We start from the raw sequence: 18,418 nt of genomic DNA, 5'->3' as shown, positions 1-18,418 counted from the left end.
TAACAGTCGACTCTACCCCGTCGGTTTTGCCCGTGGTTTTCCGGGTCGGTCGTATCGCGTTACAGGTTCCAAGCAGGGAGGCAGTACACTTTCCACCATGGCCATCGCTCCTGCTCCGCGTTCACCGAAGAAGCGCGCACCTCTGTATGAAGAGGTTGCCGAGCATGTGCGCGAGCGCATCTACGATTACCGGCTGCCGCCCGGTGAGTGGATCGACGAACCGGCGCTGTGCGAGGAACTGGGGATCAGCCGCACGCCGCTGCGCGAGGCGCTGAAACTGCTGGCCGCCGAAGGCCTGGTGCAGATCGATGCCGGCCGCGGCGCGCGCGTCACCCGGCTGACCCTGGAAGACCTGAACCAGCTGTTCCCGGTGATGGCGATGCTGGAAGGCCGCTGCGCGCATGAGGCGGTGAAGCACATCGACGATGCCGGCGTGCAACAGCTGGAAGACCTGCATGCGGCGATGGAAGCGGCGGCGGCCAACGGCAACATCGCCGAGTACTACCGCAACAACTACCTGATCCACGAAACCGTGCAGCACTACGCCGGCAACCCGTGGCTGATCCGCATCACCCACGATCTGCACCGCATCCTGAAGATGCACCGCGGGCGCCAGTTGCTGGCCCCCGGCCGCACCGCGCAGTCGCTGGCCGAACACCGCGAGCTGATGGACTGCTTCCGCCGCCGCGACGCAGCCGCGGCCGAGCGCACCATGGAACGCCACCTGCTGAGCCAGGGCCAGGCACTGGCCGCCTATGTGGCCAGCGGCGGGCTGCTGAACGTGCCGGCCCCATTGCCGACCGAAGGCGGCGGCTGAGCGCGGCTGGCCGCTGTTCTGTAGAGTCGAGCCATGCTCGACTGCTGTTGCGTGAAGCAGTCGAGCAAGCTCGACTTTACGAACGGCAGAAGCAGTCGAGCATGGCTCGACTCTACAAAATGCCTGCGCCTCAATCGCTGCAGCTGCCACCATCGCTGCCACCGCTGTCACTGCTGCAGTCCGATCCGCCATGGCTGTGGCTGCTGTGGCTGTCACTGGAATAGCTGCCCGAGGAATCGTAGCTGCCACCGCCACTGCCATCGGCCCGGCTGCTGGACCCGTCGGCCGTGGCCGCGGCCATACACAGGATCGCCCCCACCAACGGCAGCAGCCAGACCAGCAGCAGCTGCACCGCCCGCCCACCCGCCGACACCTCTTCGCGCCCCAGTACCACGAAGGTGGCGACGAGGTTCAAGCCCACTACCAGGGCGACCAGGATCAGGGTTACCACCAGCATGCTGTGTCTCCGTAAGGGGGAACTGGTCCGGTCATGGTGCACCCATCAGTGCCTGGATCCGCGCGCGCTCCTCCAGCGGCCGCTGGAAGTCCATCGGATACACCGGCGCATGGCGCTCGCTTTTCAGGAGGAAGATGCCTTCGCTGTGCAGATAGGCGCCCCGGGCGCGACCCAGGCTGTCATGCCACATCGTCCACAGCGGCACCCGGATCGTACCCGGGACCTTGCCGGGCGAGCGCAGCACGTCCTGCACCTGCAGCACCAGGCGGATTTCATTGCTCACGCCCGGCCCCGTAGGGGCCTCTGGATCGGTCAGTGGCCGCCCCCTGCCATCGACCATTTCCACCGCCACCACCGTGGCCCGGACAATCTGGTCGGCCTCGGCAACCATGTCCTGCAACGGCTTGGGCGCCACCGAGGTGGCCAGTGCCGGCATGGCCGCGCCCAGGCACAGCAGGCCAGCCAGCAGGATCGCGGGGGATTTCATGGCGGTACTCCGTCCCTGGATGCCCGCTGACGATAGCACCGCCGCGCCGGTTCGCCCTGCCTGTCATGAAGATGGGACAATGTAGGGCGCGCCGGCCCGGCCCTGTGGGTCCGCCGGCCCCCTTGCACCACACGGAAGAAGAAGAACAACAACATGCTGAAAGTCATTTTCGATACCGACCCGGGCGTGGATGACGCCCTGGCCCTGCTGTACCTGCACAAGCATCCGCAGATCGACCTGGTGGGCGTGACCACCACCTTCGGCAACGCCTCGGTGGAATCGACCACCCACAACGCGCTGTACCTGAAGCAGGCCTGGGGCTTTGCCGCCCCGGTCGCGCGTGGCGCGGGCGGCCCGCTGCAGCCCGAGGCCACCCCGGAAGCCTGGCCGGTGCACATCCACGGCCACAACGGGCTGGGCAACCACCCGGTGCCCGCCACGCTGGACGTGGCCGCCGATGCGCGCCCGGCGCACCAGCTCATCATCGACCTGGTGCGCGCGCACCCGGGTGAAGTGACCCTGGTGGCCGTGGGCCGCATGACCAACCTGGCCCTGGCCCTGCAGCAGGCACCGGATATCGCCGGCCTGGTGCGCGGTGTGGTGCTGATGGGCGGCGCCTTCCACGTGAACGGCAACATCACCCCGGCGGCTGAAGCCAACATCTGGGGCGACGCCGAAGCGGCCGACATCGTGTTCACCGCGCAGTGGCCGGTGACCGCCATCGGCCTGGATGTCACCACCCGCGTGGAAATGGACCGCGATGGCCTGGACCAGCTGGCCGCCATCGGCGGTGCCGACGCCGAACTGGTGCGCGCGTTGTCGCAGGACTACGTGGACTTCTACCTGCAGGCCGGGCACAAGGGCATGGTGGTGCACGACTGTTGCGCCTGCATCGCGCTGACCCGCCCGGAGCTGTTCCAGTTCGAACGCGCAAGCGTGCGCGTGGCCACCGACGGCGTGGCGCGGGGCATGACCATTCCCAAGCCGGAAGGCCTGGCCTTCGGCCCCAGCGTGTGGGATGGCCACGTGCTGCAGTCGATCGCCATCGGCGTGGATGCGGCGGCCGTACTGGACGATATCGCGCAGACCCTGAAGGTCTGATCGCCTAGCGTCTGGCCCTGCCCGGGGTTGTCTCGGGCAGGGTCCACAGCACCGGCAGCACCACCACGGCCACCAACGCGATCATCGCGCCCGGCGCCGCCGCCCAGCCGCTGCGTTCCACCCACCACTGCGCCAACCAGGGTGTCGCCCCGCCGAACACCGCCGTCGCCATGGTCACCCCCAATGCCAGCCCGCTCACCCGGCCCTCGCCGGGAAACTGCTCGGCCGTGGCCGGTGCGGCCACCGCGCTCACTCCGCCGGCCACGCAGGCCAGCACCACCGCCGCCAGCGCAATGCCCAACGGCGAGGCCTGCGCCATCGCGCCGAACATCGACAGCGGCAGCAGCGCCGCCAGCGCGGTGAGTACCAGCAGCAGCGGACGCCGCCCGAAACGATCGGACAGCGCACCGCACAGCGGCGTGATCGCAATCACGGCCACCGCCGCAACCGTGGACAACCACAGCGCATCGCCCTCATCGTGGCCCTGCGCATGCAGGAACGCCGGCACATAGGTGATGCCCACGTAGTAGGTGATCGACCCGAGCGCGGAAATCGCGAACGTACGCGCCACTGCGCCAGGATGGTGGCGCAGCACGTGCCGCAGCGGCGTGGCCGGAATGCTGCCCTCGCGCCGCTGCCGCTCGAATTCGGGGGACTCGTGCATGCCCGAGCGTGCAATCAGGATCAACAGCGCCAGCGCGGCGCCGACGAAGAACGGAATGCGCCAGCCCCAGCCATCCAGCTGCGCCGGCGTGAGCAGCGCCACCGTCACCGCGGAAATCGCCACCGCCAGCAGCGCGCCGACCTCACTGGCGGCCGACGCCAACGAGGTGACCAGGCCGCGCCGGCGCGCCGGTGCGCTTTCCAGCAGATAGGCCACCACGCCGGTGTATTCGCCGCCCACCGAGAACGCCATCACGCAGCGCAGGAGCAGCAACAGCACGCCAGCCGCAGCGCCTGCGGTGGCGGCCGTGGGCAGCAATGCGGTGGCCAGCATCGCCGCGGCCATCAATGCCATCGAGGCCAGCAGCATCCAGCGCCGGCCAAGACGATCGCCCAGGTGGCCGAAGCACAAGGCGCCCAGCGGACGCATCAGATAGGAGACCGCGAAGCCGGCCAGGGTGACCAGCATGGCCTGATCACCGCCACCGAAAAACACCCGTGACAGCACGGTGGCGAAGTACAGGTACAGGGTGAAGTCGTACCACTCCACCACGGTGGACAGGCCAGCCACCCACATCGAACGCCGCCGCGCCGCCGTCATCTCATTCATGGCGGCAGGGTGTCACGCGCGCAGTGACGGCGCAGTGCACCGGGGTCAGAGCCCTTTGCCGTTGGCAAAGGGATCTGACCCCTGCTCTTCACCCCGGCAGCTGAAGCAGAGCCTGCAGGCCGCCACCGTCGCGGTTGCGCAGCTGCAGCGAACCGCCCAGCGACTGCGCCAGCTGCACGGCGATGGCCAACCCCAGCCCGGTGCCGCCGGTATCGCGGTTGCGCGATTGTTCCAGGCGATGGAACGGCGCCAGTACCGCCTGCAGTTCGGCCTCGGGAATGCCGGGGCCGCGGTCGGACACGGCGATCCACACCTTGCCCGCCGCATCGCGCCCCGCCTCGATCTCGGCGCTGCCGGCATAGCGCACTGCGTTGTCGACCAGGTTGCCGACCACCCGCCGCAGCGGCTGCGGCCAGGTCTGCACGGTCAGGCCCGCGGGCGCGCCACCCGTAACCGGCTTGCCCATGTCTTCATAGTCGCCCACCACACTGGCCAGGAACGCGCCCAGATCCATCGCCACCGGCGCGCCGCTGGCCACATGGCTGCTGCGTGCATAGGCCACGCCTTCGCGCACCAGTTGCCCCAGGTGGTCCAGGTCATCCAGCAGGCGCTGTTGGGTGGCATCTTCCGGCAGTGTTTCCACGCGCAGCTTCATGCGCGTGATCGGCGTCTGCAGATCGTGCGAGATGGCCGCCAGAATCTGCAGGCGCTCGCTGACATGGCCACGGATGCGTGCCTGCAGGCCATTGAGCGCCGCGGCCGCGGCGCCGACTTCGGCCGGCCCATCCTCTGCCAGCGGCGCGGCATCACTGCCCGGCTGCAGTTGTTCAACCGCCTGCGAAAGACGCGCCAGCGGCTTCATGGCCAGGCGCACCGCCAACCACGCGCACGCCAGCAACAGGGCCAGCTGCAGCAGCAGCACCGCCGGCAGCCAGCGCGCCAGCGGCAGGCCCGAAGGGGTTACTTCGATGGTCAACGGCGTGCCGTCGTGCAGCTTCAGCTCCACTTCGAAGCGCTCCGGCAGGCGCGCAACCTGGCGCGCCTGCAGCGGATAGCGATGTTCCAGGCTGTCATCGATGATCGCGGTGACCTGGCGCGCACGCTCGGTTTCCAGCGCCGGTCCCGCTGCCGCCGGGCGCAGCAGGTAGCGATACGTGCGCCGCTCCAATCGCGGTACCCAGGCCGCGCGCTCACGGGCCGGCAGGTGCTCCAGCAGGGCCACGCTCACCGCCACGTCTTCGTCCAGGTTGCGCAGCATCATGCTGCGGGTGGCCTGGTAACGCTCGAAGAACAACAGGCCGAAGGACAGCGCGTGCGCCAGGGTCAGCCCACCCAGCAGCAACAGCAGCAGGCGCGCGGACAACGTGCGCGGCCACGGCAGGCGGCGCGCGACGGCCTTCATTCCTGCGGCCCCAGCAACTGCACCGGTACGCTGAACACATAGCCTTCGCTGCGCACCGTCTTGATGTAGGTCGGCTCGCGCGCATCATCGCCCAGGCGCTGGCGCACGCGGCTGACCAGCAGGTCGATGGAACGGTCGAACAGTTCGGCATCGCGGCCCTGGGTGAGGCTGAGCAGCTGGTCGCGGCTGAGCACGCGGTTGGCATGGTCCAGGAACACGCGCAGCAGGCGGAATTCGGCGCCGCTGAGCGGATACGCGGTGTCCTGCGCATCCAGCAGATGGCGTGCGGTGGTATCCAGCCGCCATTCGCCGAAGGCCAACTGGCGCCCCGCTTCACTCACCTGCAGGTTCGGCGGCAGCATCTGCGTGCGGCGGATCACCGCATTGATGCGTGCCAGCAGTTCGCGCGAGGAGAACGGCTTGGTCACGTAATCATCGGCGCCCATTTCCAGGCCAATGATGCGATCGGTTTCATCATCGCGCGCGGTCAGCAGCACCACCGGCACCGCACGATGCTTGCCCGCACGCAGGTTGCGTCACAGGCTCAGGCCGTCTTCGCCGGGCATCATCACGTCCAGCACCACCAGGTCCACCGCGTGGGTATCCATCAGCGCGCGCATGGCCCGGCCGCCGTCGGCCTGGCTGACGCGCAAGCCGTTGCGCTGTAGGTAGTCGGCCAGCATCTGCCGGATGTCGCTGTCATCGTCGACGACAAGAATATGCGGTACGTGGTTCATGGCGTTCTCGATGAAGACAGGGAAAGGCCGCGCGGCGCGGCCATGGTAGCGCGGCTCAGGGGCTGGCCAGCAGGCGCTGGATCTCGCTTTCGGTACGTGCATAGTCGCCTTCGCCGTAGTGCCGGTAGACCACCCGGCCCTGCCGGTCGACCAGGTACAGCGCCGGCCAGAAGCGGTTGCCCCATGCATTCCAGATCCGGTACTGGTTGTCCTGCACCACCGGCCAGCTGATATCCAGGCGACGGATCGCGTGGCGCACGTTGCCCTGCAGTCCCTCATAGGCGAACTCGGGCGTGTGCACGCCCACCACGCGCAGGCCCTTCGGTGCGTAGCGTGCGTGCCACTGGTGCACGTAAGGCGCCACGTTCAGGCAGTTGCTGCAGGCATAGGTCCAGAACTCGACCAGCACCACCTGCCCGCGCAACTGCTCCAGGCGCAGCGGCGGGCTGTTGTGCCACGGTCCGCCGCCGTCGAAACCGGCCGCGGCAACGGGCTCGGCCGGTTGCGCGTCCGCGGCGGGGCTGGGCCAGACCAGCAGCAGTGCCGCGCCACCGATCAGGGCCAGCAGCAACGGCAGGGCGTAGGTGCGCAGCGTGGCCATCGCTCAGCCCCCCTGCTCGGCCAGCGGCAGCTCGGCCAGCTTCACCCCGGCCGCTTCCAGGATGGTGTCGGCCACCTGGGCCGGGTGCGAGAGCAGCGACACGTGGCTGCTGCCGACCGACTGCAGCTGTGCACCGATGCGCTTGGCGGTGGCGGCCTGCAGCTGCGGCGACAGCATGCGGTCGTCGCGACTGAGCACGTACCAGCTCGGCTTGCCACGCCAGGCGGCGGCGGTGACGGCTTCGCCAAGGGCGCTGGCCTTCAGTGGCACCTGGGTGCTGTACAGCAGCGCTGCGGTCTTTTTCATCACGTCCGGCGCGAAGTCCTGGGCGATGGCATCGGCCGGCAGGCTCAGGTAGCCATCGCGGTCCTGCAGACGGGTCAGGCCCGGGCCCACCGGGAACCCCTCGCCCTGCTGTGCCGACGATTGGCCGACATCGGGTGCGAAGGCGGCCACGTAGACCAGCGCCTGCACCTTGGGATCGTTGCCCGCTTCGGTGATGACCGTGCCACCCCAGCTGTGGCCGACCAGCACCACCTTGCCGGGCGCCGCGGCGATCGCACGACGGGTCGCCGCGACATCGTCGGCCAGCGACGTGAGCGGGTTCTGCACCGCCACCGCCGGTACCTTCCAATCGTGCAGCGTGCTGATGACCTTGTTCCAGCTGGAGCCATCGGCGAAGGCGCCGTGCACCAGGATGACGGTGGGGGGCGCGCCGGCTTCGGCCTGCGCGGCGAAGGCGGGGGTGGCGGCGCCAGCGATGGCCAGGGCGGCGGCAAGCAGGGTGGTGCGGATCATGGGAGCACTCCAGGGTTGGGAGTGGCCATTTCCGCCTGCGGGTGTATCGGCGCTGTTTCGCTGCCGGGCCGAGTTGTACCGGACTGTAGGGCGGTGGCCGGTTCCTACAGTGGGATACATTCGGCCGCCGGGCATCCTCGCGCGTACGTGCGGGGAACGTTTACCACCCGGTAGCGCCGGGCCCTGCCCGGCGAACGCTCGACCCGGCGTCTTTGTATCGGACTGTACGAAACCCCTGCCGCGGCCACAGTGGCTGACAAAACCCCGGGCAACGGCACACGTTGCCGATACCTGCGTGGCTCGAAATGGTCTCCATCGACCACTGGCCCGCAGGACACTTCCATGATCAGCACCGCCGCTTCGCGCTATACCCCCCGCCTGGATGCCGTTGGCCGCTGGCTCTCGCCGCTGGCCCTGCGTGCACTGCTGGCCTGGGAATTCTTCGAATCCGGCCGCGAGAAGCTGGGTGGGCAGAACTGGTTCGCCGATCTGGACGGGCGCTTCCCGTTCCCGTTCTCCACCCTGCCTGCATCGCTGAACTGGCAGTTGGCCACCTGGCTTGAGCTGGTCGGTGCGGTGCTGTTGCTGCTGGGCCTGGCCACGCGTTCGGTGGCCTACATCTTCTGGGTGCTGACCATCGTCGCCATTGCCGCCGTGCATTGGCCCGACCAGTGGAACGGCCTGGGCGAACTCTGGCAGGGCTATGCGATCACCGACCAGGGCTACGGCAACTTCAAACTGCCGCTGCTGTTCCTGGCCATGTTGCTGCCGCTGATCCTCAACGGTGGCGGCGCACTCAGCCTGGATCAGCTGCTGGCCGGCCGACAGCGCGCCACCGTTGGCGACGACGGCCTGGGCTGGGGCGTCAGCCTGATCGCTCTGCTGCTGCCCGTCGCCGCGCTGCTGCCCGGCATCGGTTTCGGCGGCGCCGCGCTCGGCGGGGCCCTGCTGCTGGCCTACGCGCTGCGCCGTCGCCGCAGCGCCTGATCCAGCGCACTCACTGCGCATCCCTTTCGCTTTCCGTCGCGCCATGCGGCGTCCATCCCGCACGCCCTGCGTGCAATCCCAAGGAGTCACCACCATGTCCGTCTCGACCAAAGACACCTCTGCTTCCCGCCTGCCGCGCATCGGCGCCATTGGCATCGCCCTGGCCGGTGGCCTGCTGCTGGCCGGCCAGGCCGCTGCGATCCAACCGTTGGCAATCAGCGCGGTATCCATGAGCGCCGCCGCCGAAGGCAAGTGCGGTGAAGGCAAGTGCGGCGCCAACAAGGCCAGCACCAGCAAACCCGCCGGCAAGGCCAAGGTGGCCGAAGGCCAGTGCGGTGAAGGCAAGTGTGGCGATGCCTCGTTTGCCCGCACCGACCGTGACCACGACGGCCGCGTCTCGCGGGCCGAGTTCAACGCCGTGGCCGGCGAGCGCGCCGCCGAGTTCGATCGCATCGACACCAACCACGATGGCTACATCAGCGAACAGGAAGCACACGACTACCTGCGCAGCGTCTACACCGCCCACGGCAAGCCGATGCCGAAGGGTCTGTTCTCGCGCGTCAACGACTGATTGCCCCCCACCCGGCGCCGCCGCAACGGCGGCGCCCTTGCCCTGGAGTAAGCGCATGCACACGCCCCTGCCCCCTGCCAGCGCCGGTCTTGGCCTGCGCCGCGGCCTGATCGATGAACTGCTGGCCATGCCGGCCGATGCCATCGATTTCCTGGAAGTCTCGCCGGATAACTGGATTGGCGTGGGCGGCGCCCACGGTGCCGCGCTGCGCCAGCTGAGCGAACGCCATCGCCTGACCTGCCACGGCCTGTCGTTGTCGCTGGGTGGGCCGGACCCGTTGGACCAGACCCTGCTGGCGCAGACCCGCGCCTTCCTCGATCTGCACCAGGTGCAGCTGTACAGCGAACACCTGAGCTACTGCGCCGCCGGCGGCCATGTCTACGACCTGCTGCCGCTGCCGTTCACTGCCGAAGCGGTACACCACGTCGCCGGCCGCATCGCCCAGGTGCAGGACATGCTGGGGCGGCGCATCGCGGTGGAAAACATTTCCTACTACGCCGTGCCGGGCGCGGCCATGAGCGAGATCGACTTCATCAATGCCGTACTGGACGAAGCGGACTGTGACCTGCTGCTGGACGTGAACAACGTCTTCGTCAACGCCTGCAACAACGGCTACGACGCCTTCGATTTCCTGGCCCGTGTACCGGCCCACCGCGTGGCGTCGTTGCATGTAGCGGGGCACTTCGACGAAGACGACGGCTTCAAGATCGACACCCATGGCGCGCCGGTGAAAGGCGTGGTGTGGGCGCTGCTGCGCGAGGCGTATGCGCGTGTTGGCGTGCGACCCACCCTGCTGGAACGCGATTTCAATTTTCCGCCGCTGGCCGAGCTGCTGGCTGAGGTGGAACAGATCCGCCAGGCCCAGGTCGATGTGCTGCAGCCCGAGGTGGCCCATGGCTGAGACACTGGCCACCCTGCAGCAGCGTTGGGCCGGGCATGTGCGTGACCCGTCGATGCCGGCACCGGCGGGCATCGACGCGCGGCGACTGGCGGTCTATCGCCGCCTGTGCATCGACAGCCTGGACAGCCTGCTGGCCGGCAGCCTGCCGCGCCTGCAGCAGCACCTGGGCGGGCCACGCTGGCGCGGCATGGTCGAGCATTACTACGCCCGCCATGCCTGCCATACCCCGTTGTTCCCGCAGATTGCCGGCGAGTTCGCCGCCTGGCTGGCAATGCAGGACACGCTGGCACTGCCTGGCTGGGCCGCAGAACTGGCGCACTACGAAAGCACGCAGCAGGCGCTGCATATCGAGGCACGCGATCCCGGGCAGGCGCTCGAACAGGCCGCAACGGGCACGCATGTGCTGGCACTGTCCACACACGTGCGTGTGCTGGGCTACCAGTGGCCGGTGCACCAGGACGAGGCGCTGACCACGCCGCCCGAGGCGGCGCCCACCTTGCTGTTGCTGCATCGCCACGCCGATTTCAGCCTGCACACGCAGGTGCTGGCACCGCTGGCCTACGCCCTGCTGACCGCATTGGGCACTGTCGGCGCACGCGTGGAAGAGGCATTGCAGACGCTGGCCGATGCGCACGGTGTCGACCCCGGCGAACTGCAGGCCGCCACCGCACCGCTGCTCGCCCACCTGTGCGCGACCGGCGTGCTGGTCGCAGCGCGCAGCGCCTGAACCCTGCGGCCACCGGCCGCCCTTCCCTTCTTCCTTCATCGAGGTCTGACCATGGCTGCTGCAACCCCTTCCTTCCTGCACGGCTGGCGCCTGTTCGTGGCCATCGCCGTGGTGCTGATCGCCTTCGCAATGGCCGCATTCGCTGTGCAACCCGACGTGGTGGAGGGCAGTCGCGCGGCCATCCGGGTGACCGCACGCACCTCGTTCGTGCTGTTCCTGGCCGCGTTCACCGCGTCATCGTTCGCCAGTCTGCTGCCCGGGCCAACCACCCACTTCCTGCTGCGCGAGCGCCGCATCATCGGCCTGTCGTTCGCGTTCTCGCACCTGCTGCATGCCGTGGCGATCACCACGTTCGGCATTCTGAACCCGGCGTTCTGGCCGGCGCGCTCGGCCCTGGCCAACCTGCCCGGCACGGTGGGCTACGTGGCGATCCTGGCACTGGCGATCACCTCGCACCGCGGCATCGCCCGGCGCATGGGGCCCACTGCATGGCGACGCCTGCACACCACCGGCATGTGGATCATCGCCGCAGTGTTCACCTACTCGTACTTCAAGCGCGTACCGGCCAACTTCTGGTACGCCGTGCCGTCGGCACTGCTGTTCACTGCCTTCGTGGTGCGTGCCATCGCCAAGCGTGGGCAGTCACTGAAGCGCAGTGCGCGTACGCGCCCGTTGCGGGCGGCGTGACGGACCGGGGGTCAGAGCCCTTTGCCGGTGGCAAAGGGATCTGACCCCAATGCCCGTACTCAACCGCGCGGCGCGATAGGCGATCGCTGCAGCCGGTTGATCTCATCGGCGTTGGCGCGGATCAGTCGTTCCAGCGGGGCGCGGGGGTGGGCCATGGGTGCCGTGGTGTGCGGGTCCTTGGGGTCAGAGCCCTTGGCGTTGCCAAGGGATCCGACCCCGGGCTGTCTGGCGGTGGGTCAGAGCCCTTGGCCTTTGGCCAGGGGGTCCGCCCCCTTGCGCAGGGTGATCAGGGTGATTTCCGAGGGTACGCCGATGCGCGCGGGAAAGCCCGCCCACAGGCCGGCGCCGTTGCTGACGTACAGGGTCATGTCATTGACCGCGTAGCGACCCGACACGTAGCCACCGTTGGCGCGCTTCACCAGCTGGTCCATGCCGATGATCTGGCCGCCATGGGTGTGCCCGGACAACTGCAATTGCACGCCGCGCTCTGCCGCTTCGCGCGCGTTGCGCGGGCGGTGGTCCAGCAGGATCACTGGCGCGGCCGGGTCGGCACCGGCCAGGGCGGAGTCCAGATCGGGAAGCGGCAGGCCGTAGCGGGCCGCGACCGGATCGGTGACACCGGCGATGGTGATCGCCGCATCGCCACGACGCACCTGGGTATGGCTGTTTTCCAGCACCTGCATGTGCAGCGCGCGGAACGCCTGCATCCATTCGCGGTACTGCGCGTAGTACTCGTGGTTGCCGGTGATGGCGATCACCCCGTCGGGGGCCTGCAGTTCACCCAGCGGCTGGAAATCATGGCGACGCGCGGCCACGGTTCCATCGATCAGGTCGCCGGTGATCACGATCAGGTCCGGCTTCAGCGCATTGCTTTCGGCCACGACCCGGCGCACCCAGTCGCCGGTCAGCAGGCGGCTGGCGTGGATGTCGGTGAGCTGCAGTACGCGGTAGCCGTCGAACGCCTCCGGCAGCCCGGCGATGTTCACTTCGATCTGCCGCACCTTGGGTACCGCCATGCCCTGGCTGACACCGTAACCACTGAGCAGCAGGGCCAGGCCGGCCGCCAGCGGCCGCAGCATGCGGGCGCGCAGCGCTGTCACCACGCGCGGCCAGCGCAGCAGGCGCGACAGCAGCAGGCCCGCATCCATCACCAGCAGGGCCAGCGCCAGCAGCAGCACGGCGGTGGAACCGGTGGCCAGCACGGCGATGGCCAGCTTGGGAATTTCCGGCGAGGCCATCGTGCCCCAGAAGGTGGCAACAATGCGCAGCTGCACCGCCAGCGCCACCAGCAGCAGCGACAACAGCGCCTTGGCCCAGAGCGGCAGCCGCAGCGGCCAGAACAGGCGCCAGGCCACGTACAGGCCCATCAACAAACCAACAGTACTCAGCACAACGTGAATCCAGAACGTGGGGCGGCCATGGTGACCGACCAAGGTTGCAAAAGGTAGGAGAAATCTCCGCGCGTTACGACGCCAGACGCTGCACGCGCAGGCGGGCGATGCGGCGGGTTTCCATGGCCAGCACGCTGATGCGGAAACCGGCCACGTCCACGCTGTCGCCCACGTCGGGCAGGCGCCCCAGCTGGTCCAGCACCAGGCCGGAAATGGTCATGTAGTCGGCGCTGCGCGGCAGGGCCACGCCAGTCATCCGCTGCAGGTCATCCAGGGTCAGCGCGCCATCGGCCTCCCATTCGTGCTCGCCCTGTGCCACCACGCCGTAGCGCTCGTCTTGGGTATCGGCCAAGTCGCCGGCAATGGCCGCCAGCAGGTCATTGGCGGTCACCAGGCCTTCCACGCTGCCGTACTCGTCCACCGCCACCGCCAGCGGCACCGGGTGCTGGCGGATCAGCTCCAGCGCCTGCAATGCACTGGCGCTGGACAGCACGTACTGCGGCGCGCGCAGGTTGGCCTCCAGCTGCAAGGGCCGGCCCTGCAGCAGGTCGGCCAGCAGGTCGCGGCTCTGCACCACGCCCCGCAGGCTGTCCAGGTCGCCCTCGCCCACCAGCAGTCGGGTATGCGGCGATGCCACCAGGCGCGCCACCACATCCTCGTGGCCACGGGCCAGGTCGATCCACTGCACATCGGCGCGCACGGTCATCACGCTGGACACCGGGCGATCGGCCAGGCCCAGCACGCTGCGGATCATCTCGTGCTCGGCCGGCTGCAGGCGCTCCTCGTCGGCATGTTCTTCCTCGCCGTGGCCATCGTCGTGGCCATTGGCCGGGCGCGCACCCAGCATGCGCAGCACGGCGTCGGCGGTACGCTGGCGGAACGGCTGGCGGCGCTCGTTGCGCTCACGGTTGAAGCGCACCCACTGGTTGAAGGCTTCCACCAGGATCGAGAACGCGATGGCCGCGTACAGATAGCCCTTGGGAATCCTGTAGCCCAGGCCTTCGGCCACCAGGCTGAAGCCGATCATCAGCAGGAAGCCCAGGCACAGCACCACCACGGTCGGGTGCTTGTTGACGAAGCGGGTGAGCGGCTTGCTGGCCAGCAGCATCAGCGCCATGGCGATGGTCACCGCGGCGTACATCACGCCCAGGTTGTCGACCATGCCGACCGCGGTGATCACCGAATCCAGCGAGAACACCGCATCGAGCACCACGATCTGCGCCACCACCATGGCGAAACTGGCGTAGACCTTCTTGCCATCGTCGTGGTGCTGGCGGCCTTCCAGCCGTTCGTGCAGTTCCATGGTGCCCTTGAACAGCAGGAACAGGCCACCGCCCAGCAGGATCAGGTCACGCCCGGAGAAGCTGTGCTCGAACAGCACCAGCAGCGGCTCGGTCAACTTCATGATCCACGACAGCGCCGCCAGCAGCACCAGGCGCATCAGCAGGGCCAGGGCCAGGCCGATCACCCGTGCGCGGTCGCGCTGGTGCGGGGGCAGCTTGTCGGCCAGGATCGCGATGAACACCAGGTTGTCGATGCCCAGCACGATTTCCAGCACGATCAGGGTTGCAAGGCCCATCCAGATCGAGGGGTCAGCCAACCATTCCATTTCAGTTCCGTTTGTTCAGTAGTAAGGGAAGAAACATCAGCGCTCAGTCGTCCTGCTGGGCCTGGCTGGGGTCGTGCCCCAGCAGGTCACCCGGCGTGCACTGCAGCTCGCGGCAGATCGCATCCAGGGTGGAAAAGCGGATGGCGCGGGCCTTGCCGGTCTTCAGGATGGACAGGTTGGCCAGGGTGATGTCGATGCGCCCGGCCAGCTCGGACAGGGTCATGCCGCGCGCCTGCAGCATGCGGTCCAGGGTGATGATGATGGCCATCAGTGCGCGCCCATCAGATCACGCTGTCCAGGTCATCGCGCATGGCCGCGCCCACGGCGAACACGCGCGCCAGCACGAACAGCATCAGCACCGCCAGCAGGCCGGTGATGGACATGCCACCGCCCACTTCCATCCAAGCGAAATCCGGCCCCATCCAGCTGGCGTAGGCACCGATGATGATCGACAGGGTTTCCATGGCCAGCATCAGCCAGGCCATGCGGTGCAGGCGCAGCGCGTTGGCGTGGTTGAACGGGCGCTCACGCGCGGCAGAACGCAGCAGCCGCGCCAGGTGCCGCAGGAACACCAGGCACAGCACCAGCAGCGCCACGATGGTGGCCAGGCCCAGGCAGAAATGCAGGAACAGGTCGTTGCCATGCAGGGCGGCCGCCGTGGCGTCGTGCACGGTATCCATCAGCCAGCGGCGGTCGTAGGCGACCAGCGGCACCGCCAGCAGCGCGGCCAGGATACCCAGCCAGCACATTGCCCGCACCGCCTGCACGGCGGTCTGGGCCAGGGTGAACACACCGCGCGCAGGTCGGGCGCGGGCAGAACGAGCGGTCAAGCAGCCTCCGGCGTGGGGCAGATCACCTGCCCGGGGGATTTATCGATAAACGATATACCACATCCGGGTCGAGGTGGCTGAACCGCTACTTGGCGACCGCTGGCGGCGTTGCGTCCTGGCGCATGGCCTCGCCCGGCGTGGCCGAGGCCATGGCCTGCACGCCGGCTTCGGCCGCCTGCCGGGTGACAAGGCGGAAGCGCACGCGCAACGCGCTTTCCCCGGGCGTGGCCCAGCCGTACTGGATCGCCACCTGGTCGGCCGACAGCGGCCCGCGGCCGGGCAGCGAGCGCACCTGCAGCGGCTTTGGCGCGGCCTGCATCAGCCGTGCGAAGCCCTTCTGCACCACCGCCGGTTCGGCCTTCTCCGCATACACCGTGCAGGTGCCATCGTCGGCCCAGCTGACCGCGTAGCGGCCACTGGCCAGCGGCACCATCCAGGCCACCCCGCCCTGCCCCTGCAGCAGCGTGGCGGCCTCGGCCGGCGGCAGCGGGCTCAGGCCGTTGGCATCCATCAGCGCCTGCAGCCGGGCCGGCGCGCCGATGTGCTGCATGCAGGCCGTGTCGAACAGTTCGCTGAAGGGGTCCTGGGTGGCCGCCGCCTCCTTCGGCGCGCGCGCCGGCTGCGCCGCGGCCAGCGCGGGCAGCAACAGACCCGCCATCAACCAGGGCACCGGGCGCATCGCAACTCCATCATGGGAAAACTGCGGGGAGGATGGCAAAAGCCGGGGGCGCAGTGCAATGCCGGCGCAGGCTTGACACCGCCGCGGCCGCGCAGGATCATCAATTAACGAATTAGTTAATTAACGCCCTATGGACCGCATCTTCGAAGCCCTCGCCTCCGGCGCCCGCCGGCAGATCCTGGCCTACCTCAGTGCCGGCGAACTGAGCGCGGGCGAGCTGGCCGAGCGCTTCGATTTCAGCAAGCCGGCGCTGTCCAGCCACCTGCGCATCCTGGAAGACGCCGGCCTGATCGAACGCGAGAAGCGCGGGCAGTTCGTGTACTTCCGCCAGGTGCCCGAGCGCCTGGCCAACACCCTGTTTTCCTGGGCGGCCGAAGTGTGTCCGGTCGGTGGCCCGCTGAAGCGCGAAGCCCGCGCACGCCGCAAGTCCCCTGCCCGCTGATAGGAGCACGACGATGCCTGGTTCGACCCGCAACAGCCGCTCGTTTCCAGGTGTCCAGCTGCCCGCCCAGGAAGGCGCAGGACCCATCGAGGTGATGCTGATCGCCCAGCTCGGCATCGGTGCCGGCGATGCGCTGGTGAACGACGCCGGGCAACGCCAGCGCCACCATCCGGCCTTCATCGATGCGCTGGATGAACCGTCGGCACGGCTGGGCGGCATGCACCTGCAGCATGGCGATGCGTCATCGCTGTACAGCTTCGTCGTGGGTGCCGGCGGCCACCCGTTCCACCGCCATGCCGGCCCGCGCATGTTCACCGCCATTGCCGGCAGCGCCGGCGCGGAGCTGCGCTTTGCCACCGCCAGCGATGCGCAGATCGCCGCCGATCCGGCCAGCTTCCAGCGCAGCCTGCGGCGTATCCGCATTCCACCCGATTGCCTGTTCACCGTGCGCTTCGGTGGCGGCACCTGGCATCAGTTCGCGTCCAGCCACCGGGCACACCCGGCACTGTTCGCGCTGTCGTGCCACAGCAATGAACTGGCCGGCGCGATGAGCGATGCCACCCGCGCCCAGGTGCAGGCCAACCAGGCCGACATCCCCAGCCTGACCGACGTATTGCCGCAGGCCTGCTGGCCCAGCGCCGCGACACTGGCCAGCGCGCCTCTGCTGCAGTTGTCACTGCAGGCCGCGCCGCCCAGCGTGTGTGCGCGGCTGTGCGCGCAGACCCGTGCGCTGCTGGGGCCTCTGCGTCGGATCAACCTGCGCCCGCTGCGGGGGTTCGTCGAACGCAGCACGCCGCGCTATCCGGTGCAGCATGCCGCGGCGGCCAGCCAGGGCATGCTGTACCGCGCCCTGCCCCACAGCGATTACCACGACCTGACCGTGCTGCAGCTGCGCCCCGAACAATGTGCGGGACGCTCGGCATCGACCCTGCTGGCCGATGTACTGGACGGTTTCCTGCGCAATCCTCCAGGCGGCGTGGGCCAGTTGATGGCCCTGCGCAACCGCCTGGTGACGCCGCTGCGCCTGCGTACCTCGCCGCTGGGCTGCCCGGTGTCGTCGCTCTTGTCCACCGATCGCAGCCGACTGTTCGCTGGCCGCTTCCCGGTGCTGGATGCAACGGTGGATGCGCAGGACCGCAGCGCCGAAGTACTGCTGGGTGCCGATGATCGTCACCTGCGCTTCCGCAGCAGCGTGCGCGTGCAGCTGGCCGACGATGGCAGCGTGCAGGTCAGCCTGGGCTCGCGCGTGCAGACCCACAACCGGTTCGGGCGCCTGTACATGGCGCTGATCGACAGCGTGCACCGCCACTACATCGCGCCGGCCCTGCTGCGCCGTGCAGTGGAACATGCGCTGGCGCCGGAGCTGGCGGACTGGGTGGATGGGGGCGCGCCGGTGGCGGGCTGAGCCGCCGGGCATGGCCCGGCGCTACCCGCGTGCGTTCAGACCACCAGCTCGCCCTGGTCTTCGCCGTCCCAGTAGTGGATGCGCTGCGCATGCACGTGGATCAGCACCAGTCCCGGCGTGTCCACGCCCTGCTCGAACCAGCGCTCCAGGTCTTTCACCCAGTGTTCGGCCAGCACCGCGCGTTCGCGGATGATGGAGGCACGGCCTTTCACGTGCACGAACAGCGGCGGCTTTCCCAGCAGTGACTTGCTGCCGGTGAAACCCAGCGCGACCTTCGGGTCGGATTCGATCTGGCGCACCATGTCCGTGCTTTCCAGCGCGAAGAACCAGCTGTCGCCGTCGTAGTCCACGTCGCCGTTATTGCTCATCGGGCGGCCATCGATCTCGCCGGCGGCATGGGTCTGCAGCATCGCAAAATCGATGCCAGCCATTTTCTTCGCCAGTTCGGGCAGGGTCAGCGTGGTCATGGTTCGGTCTCCTGGGGTCTGGGGCCAGCGTCCGCCCGCGCAGGTAAGG

General features: G+C 68.5%; 21 protein-coding genes and 1 pseudogene. 9 read left to right on the top strand and 13 right to left on the bottom strand.

Translation table 11 applies throughout. The features are described 5' to 3' along the window. Window positions 1-97: 97 nt before the first annotated feature. Entirely contained in the window at window positions 98-817 is a 720-nt protein-coding gene (locus C1933_RS05505; protein WP_108752452.1) for a GntR family transcriptional regulator, read from the top strand. Between the two features lie 130 nt (window positions 818-947). On the opposite strand, the gene C1933_RS05500 is transcribed toward C1933_RS05505, so the two are convergent. Further along, window positions 948-1,274 carry a hypothetical protein gene (locus C1933_RS05500; protein WP_108752451.1) on the bottom strand — a complete coding sequence of 109 codons (327 nt, stop codon included), beginning with the start codon at window positions 1,272-1,274 and terminating at the stop codon, window positions 948-950. A 31-nt stretch (window positions 1,275-1,305) separates the two neighbouring features. After that, window positions 1,306-1,761 (bottom strand): hypothetical protein, encoded by a 456-nt coding sequence (locus tag C1933_RS05495; protein WP_108752450.1) that lies wholly within the window; start codon window positions 1,759-1,761, stop codon window positions 1,306-1,308. Between the two features lie 153 nt (window positions 1,762-1,914). Between C1933_RS05495 and C1933_RS05490 the strand changes: the two genes are divergently transcribed. Continuing rightward, on the top strand, window positions 1,915-2,862 hold the full coding sequence (locus tag C1933_RS05490) for a nucleoside hydrolase (RefSeq protein WP_108752449.1): 948 nt from the start codon (window positions 1,915-1,917) through the stop codon (window positions 2,860-2,862). 4 nt (window positions 2,863-2,866) lie between these two features. Here the strand turns inward: C1933_RS05490 and C1933_RS05485 are convergent, their stop codons facing one another. From C1933_RS05485 to C1933_RS05465, 5 genes and pseudogenes are all read right to left on the bottom strand, one after another. Next, window positions 2,867-4,126: an MFS transporter gene (locus C1933_RS05485; RefSeq protein ID WP_108752448.1), complete on the bottom strand. Its 1,260-nt coding sequence runs from the start codon at window positions 4,124-4,126 to the stop codon at window positions 2,867-2,869. Window positions 4,127-4,223: 97 nt separating this feature from the next. After that, entirely contained in the window at window positions 4,224-5,537 is a 1,314-nt protein-coding gene (locus C1933_RS05480; RefSeq protein ID WP_108752447.1) for a HAMP domain-containing sensor histidine kinase, read from the bottom strand. Further along, window positions 5,534-6,274: pseudogene (locus C1933_RS05475) on the bottom strand (response regulator transcription factor). Before C1933_RS05475 ends, C1933_RS05480 begins: the two are co-directional and overlap by 4 nt. 55 nt (window positions 6,275-6,329) lie before the next feature. After that, entirely contained in the window at window positions 6,330-6,875 is a 546-nt protein-coding gene (locus C1933_RS05470; RefSeq protein ID WP_108752446.1) for a redoxin family protein, read from the bottom strand. A gap of 3 nt (window positions 6,876-6,878) precedes the next feature. Next, window positions 6,879-7,673: an alpha/beta hydrolase gene (locus C1933_RS05465; RefSeq protein WP_108752445.1), complete on the bottom strand. Its 795-nt coding sequence runs from the start codon at window positions 7,671-7,673 to the stop codon at window positions 6,879-6,881. Window positions 7,674-8,015: 342 nt separating this feature from the next. On the opposite strand from C1933_RS05465, the gene C1933_RS05460 reads away from it, so the two are divergent. From C1933_RS05460 to C1933_RS05440, 5 genes are all read left to right on the top strand, one after another. Next, window positions 8,016-8,660, top strand: a complete 645-nt coding sequence (locus tag C1933_RS05460) for a DoxX family protein (protein WP_108748890.1) — start codon at window positions 8,016-8,018, stop codon at window positions 8,658-8,660. A gap of 94 nt (window positions 8,661-8,754) precedes the next feature. Further along, window positions 8,755-9,231 (top strand): EF-hand domain-containing protein, encoded by a 477-nt coding sequence (locus C1933_RS05455; protein WP_108752444.1) that lies wholly within the window; start codon window positions 8,755-8,757, stop codon window positions 9,229-9,231. A gap of 55 nt (window positions 9,232-9,286) precedes the next feature. Further along, on the top strand, window positions 9,287-10,132 hold the full coding sequence (locus C1933_RS05450) for a DUF692 domain-containing protein (protein WP_108752443.1): 846 nt from the start codon (window positions 9,287-9,289) through the stop codon (window positions 10,130-10,132). Further along, window positions 10,125-10,859, top strand: a complete 735-nt coding sequence (locus C1933_RS05445) for a putative DNA-binding domain-containing protein (RefSeq protein WP_108752442.1) — start codon at window positions 10,125-10,127, stop codon at window positions 10,857-10,859. The genes C1933_RS05450 and C1933_RS05445 overlap by 8 nt, the downstream gene beginning before the upstream one ends. 51 nt (window positions 10,860-10,910) lie before the next feature. Beyond that, the gene (locus tag C1933_RS05440; RefSeq protein WP_108752441.1) at window positions 10,911-11,546 is read left to right on the top strand and encodes a ferric reductase-like transmembrane domain-containing protein; all 636 of its coding nucleotides are present in this window, start codon (window positions 10,911-10,913) and stop codon (window positions 11,544-11,546) included. 236 nt (window positions 11,547-11,782) lie between these two features. On the opposite strand, the gene C1933_RS05435 is transcribed toward C1933_RS05440, so the two are convergent. The 5 genes from C1933_RS05435 to C1933_RS05415 form a co-directional block, all read right to left on the bottom strand. After that, window positions 11,783-12,946 (bottom strand): metallophosphoesterase, encoded by a 1,164-nt coding sequence (locus tag C1933_RS05435; protein ID WP_108754749.1) that lies wholly within the window; start codon window positions 12,944-12,946, stop codon window positions 11,783-11,785. A 64-nt stretch (window positions 12,947-13,010) separates the two neighbouring features. Beyond that, window positions 13,011-14,546, bottom strand: a complete 1,536-nt coding sequence (locus tag C1933_RS05430; RefSeq protein WP_108752440.1) for a TerC family protein — start codon at window positions 14,544-14,546, stop codon at window positions 13,011-13,013. A gap of 43 nt (window positions 14,547-14,589) precedes the next feature. Then, window positions 14,590-14,814, bottom strand: a complete 225-nt coding sequence (locus C1933_RS05425; protein ID WP_108748883.1) for a helix-turn-helix transcriptional regulator — start codon at window positions 14,812-14,814, stop codon at window positions 14,590-14,592. Window positions 14,815-14,827: 13 nt separating this feature from the next. Further along, window positions 14,828-15,295, bottom strand: a complete 468-nt coding sequence (locus C1933_RS05420) for a DUF2975 domain-containing protein (protein WP_108754748.1) — start codon at window positions 15,293-15,295, stop codon at window positions 14,828-14,830. A gap of 166 nt (window positions 15,296-15,461) precedes the next feature. After that, window positions 15,462-16,055, bottom strand: a complete 594-nt coding sequence (locus tag C1933_RS05415; protein ID WP_108752439.1) for a hypothetical protein — start codon at window positions 16,053-16,055, stop codon at window positions 15,462-15,464. Window positions 16,056-16,185: 130 nt separating this feature from the next. On the opposite strand from C1933_RS05415, the gene C1933_RS05410 reads away from it, so the two are divergent. Together C1933_RS05410 and C1933_RS05405 are read left to right on the top strand one after the other, a co-directional pair. Beyond that, window positions 16,186-16,497, top strand: coding sequence for a metalloregulator ArsR/SmtB family transcription factor (locus tag C1933_RS05410; RefSeq protein WP_108748880.1), 312 nt, complete (start codon window positions 16,186-16,188; stop codon window positions 16,495-16,497). A 13-nt stretch (window positions 16,498-16,510) separates the two neighbouring features. After that, the gene (locus tag C1933_RS05405) at window positions 16,511-17,902 is read left to right on the top strand and encodes a DUF2867 domain-containing protein (RefSeq protein WP_108752438.1); all 1,392 of its coding nucleotides are present in this window, start codon (window positions 16,511-16,513) and stop codon (window positions 17,900-17,902) included. Window positions 17,903-17,937: 35 nt separating this feature from the next. Here C1933_RS05405 and C1933_RS05400 read toward each other — a convergent pair whose 3' ends face one another. Beyond that, window positions 17,938-18,369, bottom strand: coding sequence for a pyridoxamine 5'-phosphate oxidase family protein (locus C1933_RS05400; protein ID WP_108752437.1), 432 nt, complete (start codon window positions 18,367-18,369; stop codon window positions 17,938-17,940). Window positions 18,370-18,418 lie beyond the last annotated feature (49 nt).

This window comes from Stenotrophomonas sp. ZAC14D2_NAIMI4_6, assembly GCF_003086875.1.
Taxonomy (GTDB): domain Bacteria; phylum Pseudomonadota; class Gammaproteobacteria; order Xanthomonadales; family Xanthomonadaceae; genus Stenotrophomonas.
Note: the sequence above shows the minus strand (reverse complement) of the source record. Positions and strands in the feature narration are given on the sequence as shown.

What these genes read in the sequence shown, in the direction of transcription:
- C1933_RS05505 (WP_108752452.1), top strand. Translation starts at nt 98, where the DNA reads ATGGCCATCGCTCCTGCTCCGCGTTCACCGAAGAAGCGCGCACCTCTG.
- C1933_RS05500 (WP_108752451.1), bottom strand. Translation starts at nt 1,274, where the DNA reads ATGCTGGTGGTAACCCTGATCCTGGTCGCCCTGGTAGTGGGCTTGAAC.
- C1933_RS05495 (WP_108752450.1), bottom strand. Translation starts at nt 1,761, where the DNA reads ATGAAATCCCCCGCGATCCTGCTGGCTGGCCTGCTGTGCCTGGGCGCG.
- C1933_RS05490 (WP_108752449.1), top strand. Translation starts at nt 1,915, where the DNA reads ATGCTGAAAGTCATTTTCGATACCGACCCGGGCGTGGATGACGCCCTG.
- C1933_RS05485 (WP_108752448.1), bottom strand. Translation starts at nt 4,126, where the DNA reads ATGACGGCGGCGCGGCGGCGTTCGATGTGGGTGGCTGGCCTGTCCACC.
- C1933_RS05480 (WP_108752447.1), bottom strand. Translation starts at nt 5,537, where the DNA reads ATGAAGGCCGTCGCGCGCCGCCTGCCGTGGCCGCGCACGTTGTCCGCG.
- C1933_RS05470 (WP_108752446.1), bottom strand. Translation starts at nt 6,875, where the DNA reads ATGGCCACGCTGCGCACCTACGCCCTGCCGTTGCTGCTGGCCCTGATC.
- C1933_RS05465 (WP_108752445.1), bottom strand. Translation starts at nt 7,673, where the DNA reads ATGATCCGCACCACCCTGCTTGCCGCCGCCCTGGCCATCGCTGGCGCC.
- C1933_RS05460 (WP_108748890.1), top strand. Translation starts at nt 8,016, where the DNA reads ATGATCAGCACCGCCGCTTCGCGCTATACCCCCCGCCTGGATGCCGTT.
- C1933_RS05455 (WP_108752444.1), top strand. Translation starts at nt 8,755, where the DNA reads ATGTCCGTCTCGACCAAAGACACCTCTGCTTCCCGCCTGCCGCGCATC.
- C1933_RS05450 (WP_108752443.1), top strand. Translation starts at nt 9,287, where the DNA reads ATGCACACGCCCCTGCCCCCTGCCAGCGCCGGTCTTGGCCTGCGCCGC.
- C1933_RS05445 (WP_108752442.1), top strand. Translation starts at nt 10,125, where the DNA reads ATGGCTGAGACACTGGCCACCCTGCAGCAGCGTTGGGCCGGGCATGTG.
- C1933_RS05440 (WP_108752441.1), top strand. Translation starts at nt 10,911, where the DNA reads ATGGCTGCTGCAACCCCTTCCTTCCTGCACGGCTGGCGCCTGTTCGTG.
- C1933_RS05430 (WP_108752440.1), bottom strand. Translation starts at nt 14,546, where the DNA reads ATGGAATGGTTGGCTGACCCCTCGATCTGGATGGGCCTTGCAACCCTG.
- C1933_RS05425 (WP_108748883.1), bottom strand. Translation starts at nt 14,814, where the DNA reads ATGGCCATCATCATCACCCTGGACCGCATGCTGCAGGCGCGCGGCATG.
- C1933_RS05420 (WP_108754748.1), bottom strand. Translation starts at nt 15,295, where the DNA reads ATGTGCTGGCTGGGTATCCTGGCCGCGCTGCTGGCGGTGCCGCTGGTC.
- C1933_RS05415 (WP_108752439.1), bottom strand. Translation starts at nt 16,055, where the DNA reads ATGCGCCCGGTGCCCTGGTTGATGGCGGGTCTGTTGCTGCCCGCGCTG.
- C1933_RS05410 (WP_108748880.1), top strand. Translation starts at nt 16,186, where the DNA reads ATGGACCGCATCTTCGAAGCCCTCGCCTCCGGCGCCCGCCGGCAGATC.
- C1933_RS05405 (WP_108752438.1), top strand. Translation starts at nt 16,511, where the DNA reads ATGCCTGGTTCGACCCGCAACAGCCGCTCGTTTCCAGGTGTCCAGCTG.
- C1933_RS05400 (WP_108752437.1), bottom strand. Translation starts at nt 18,369, where the DNA reads ATGACCACGCTGACCCTGCCCGAACTGGCGAAGAAAATGGCTGGCATC.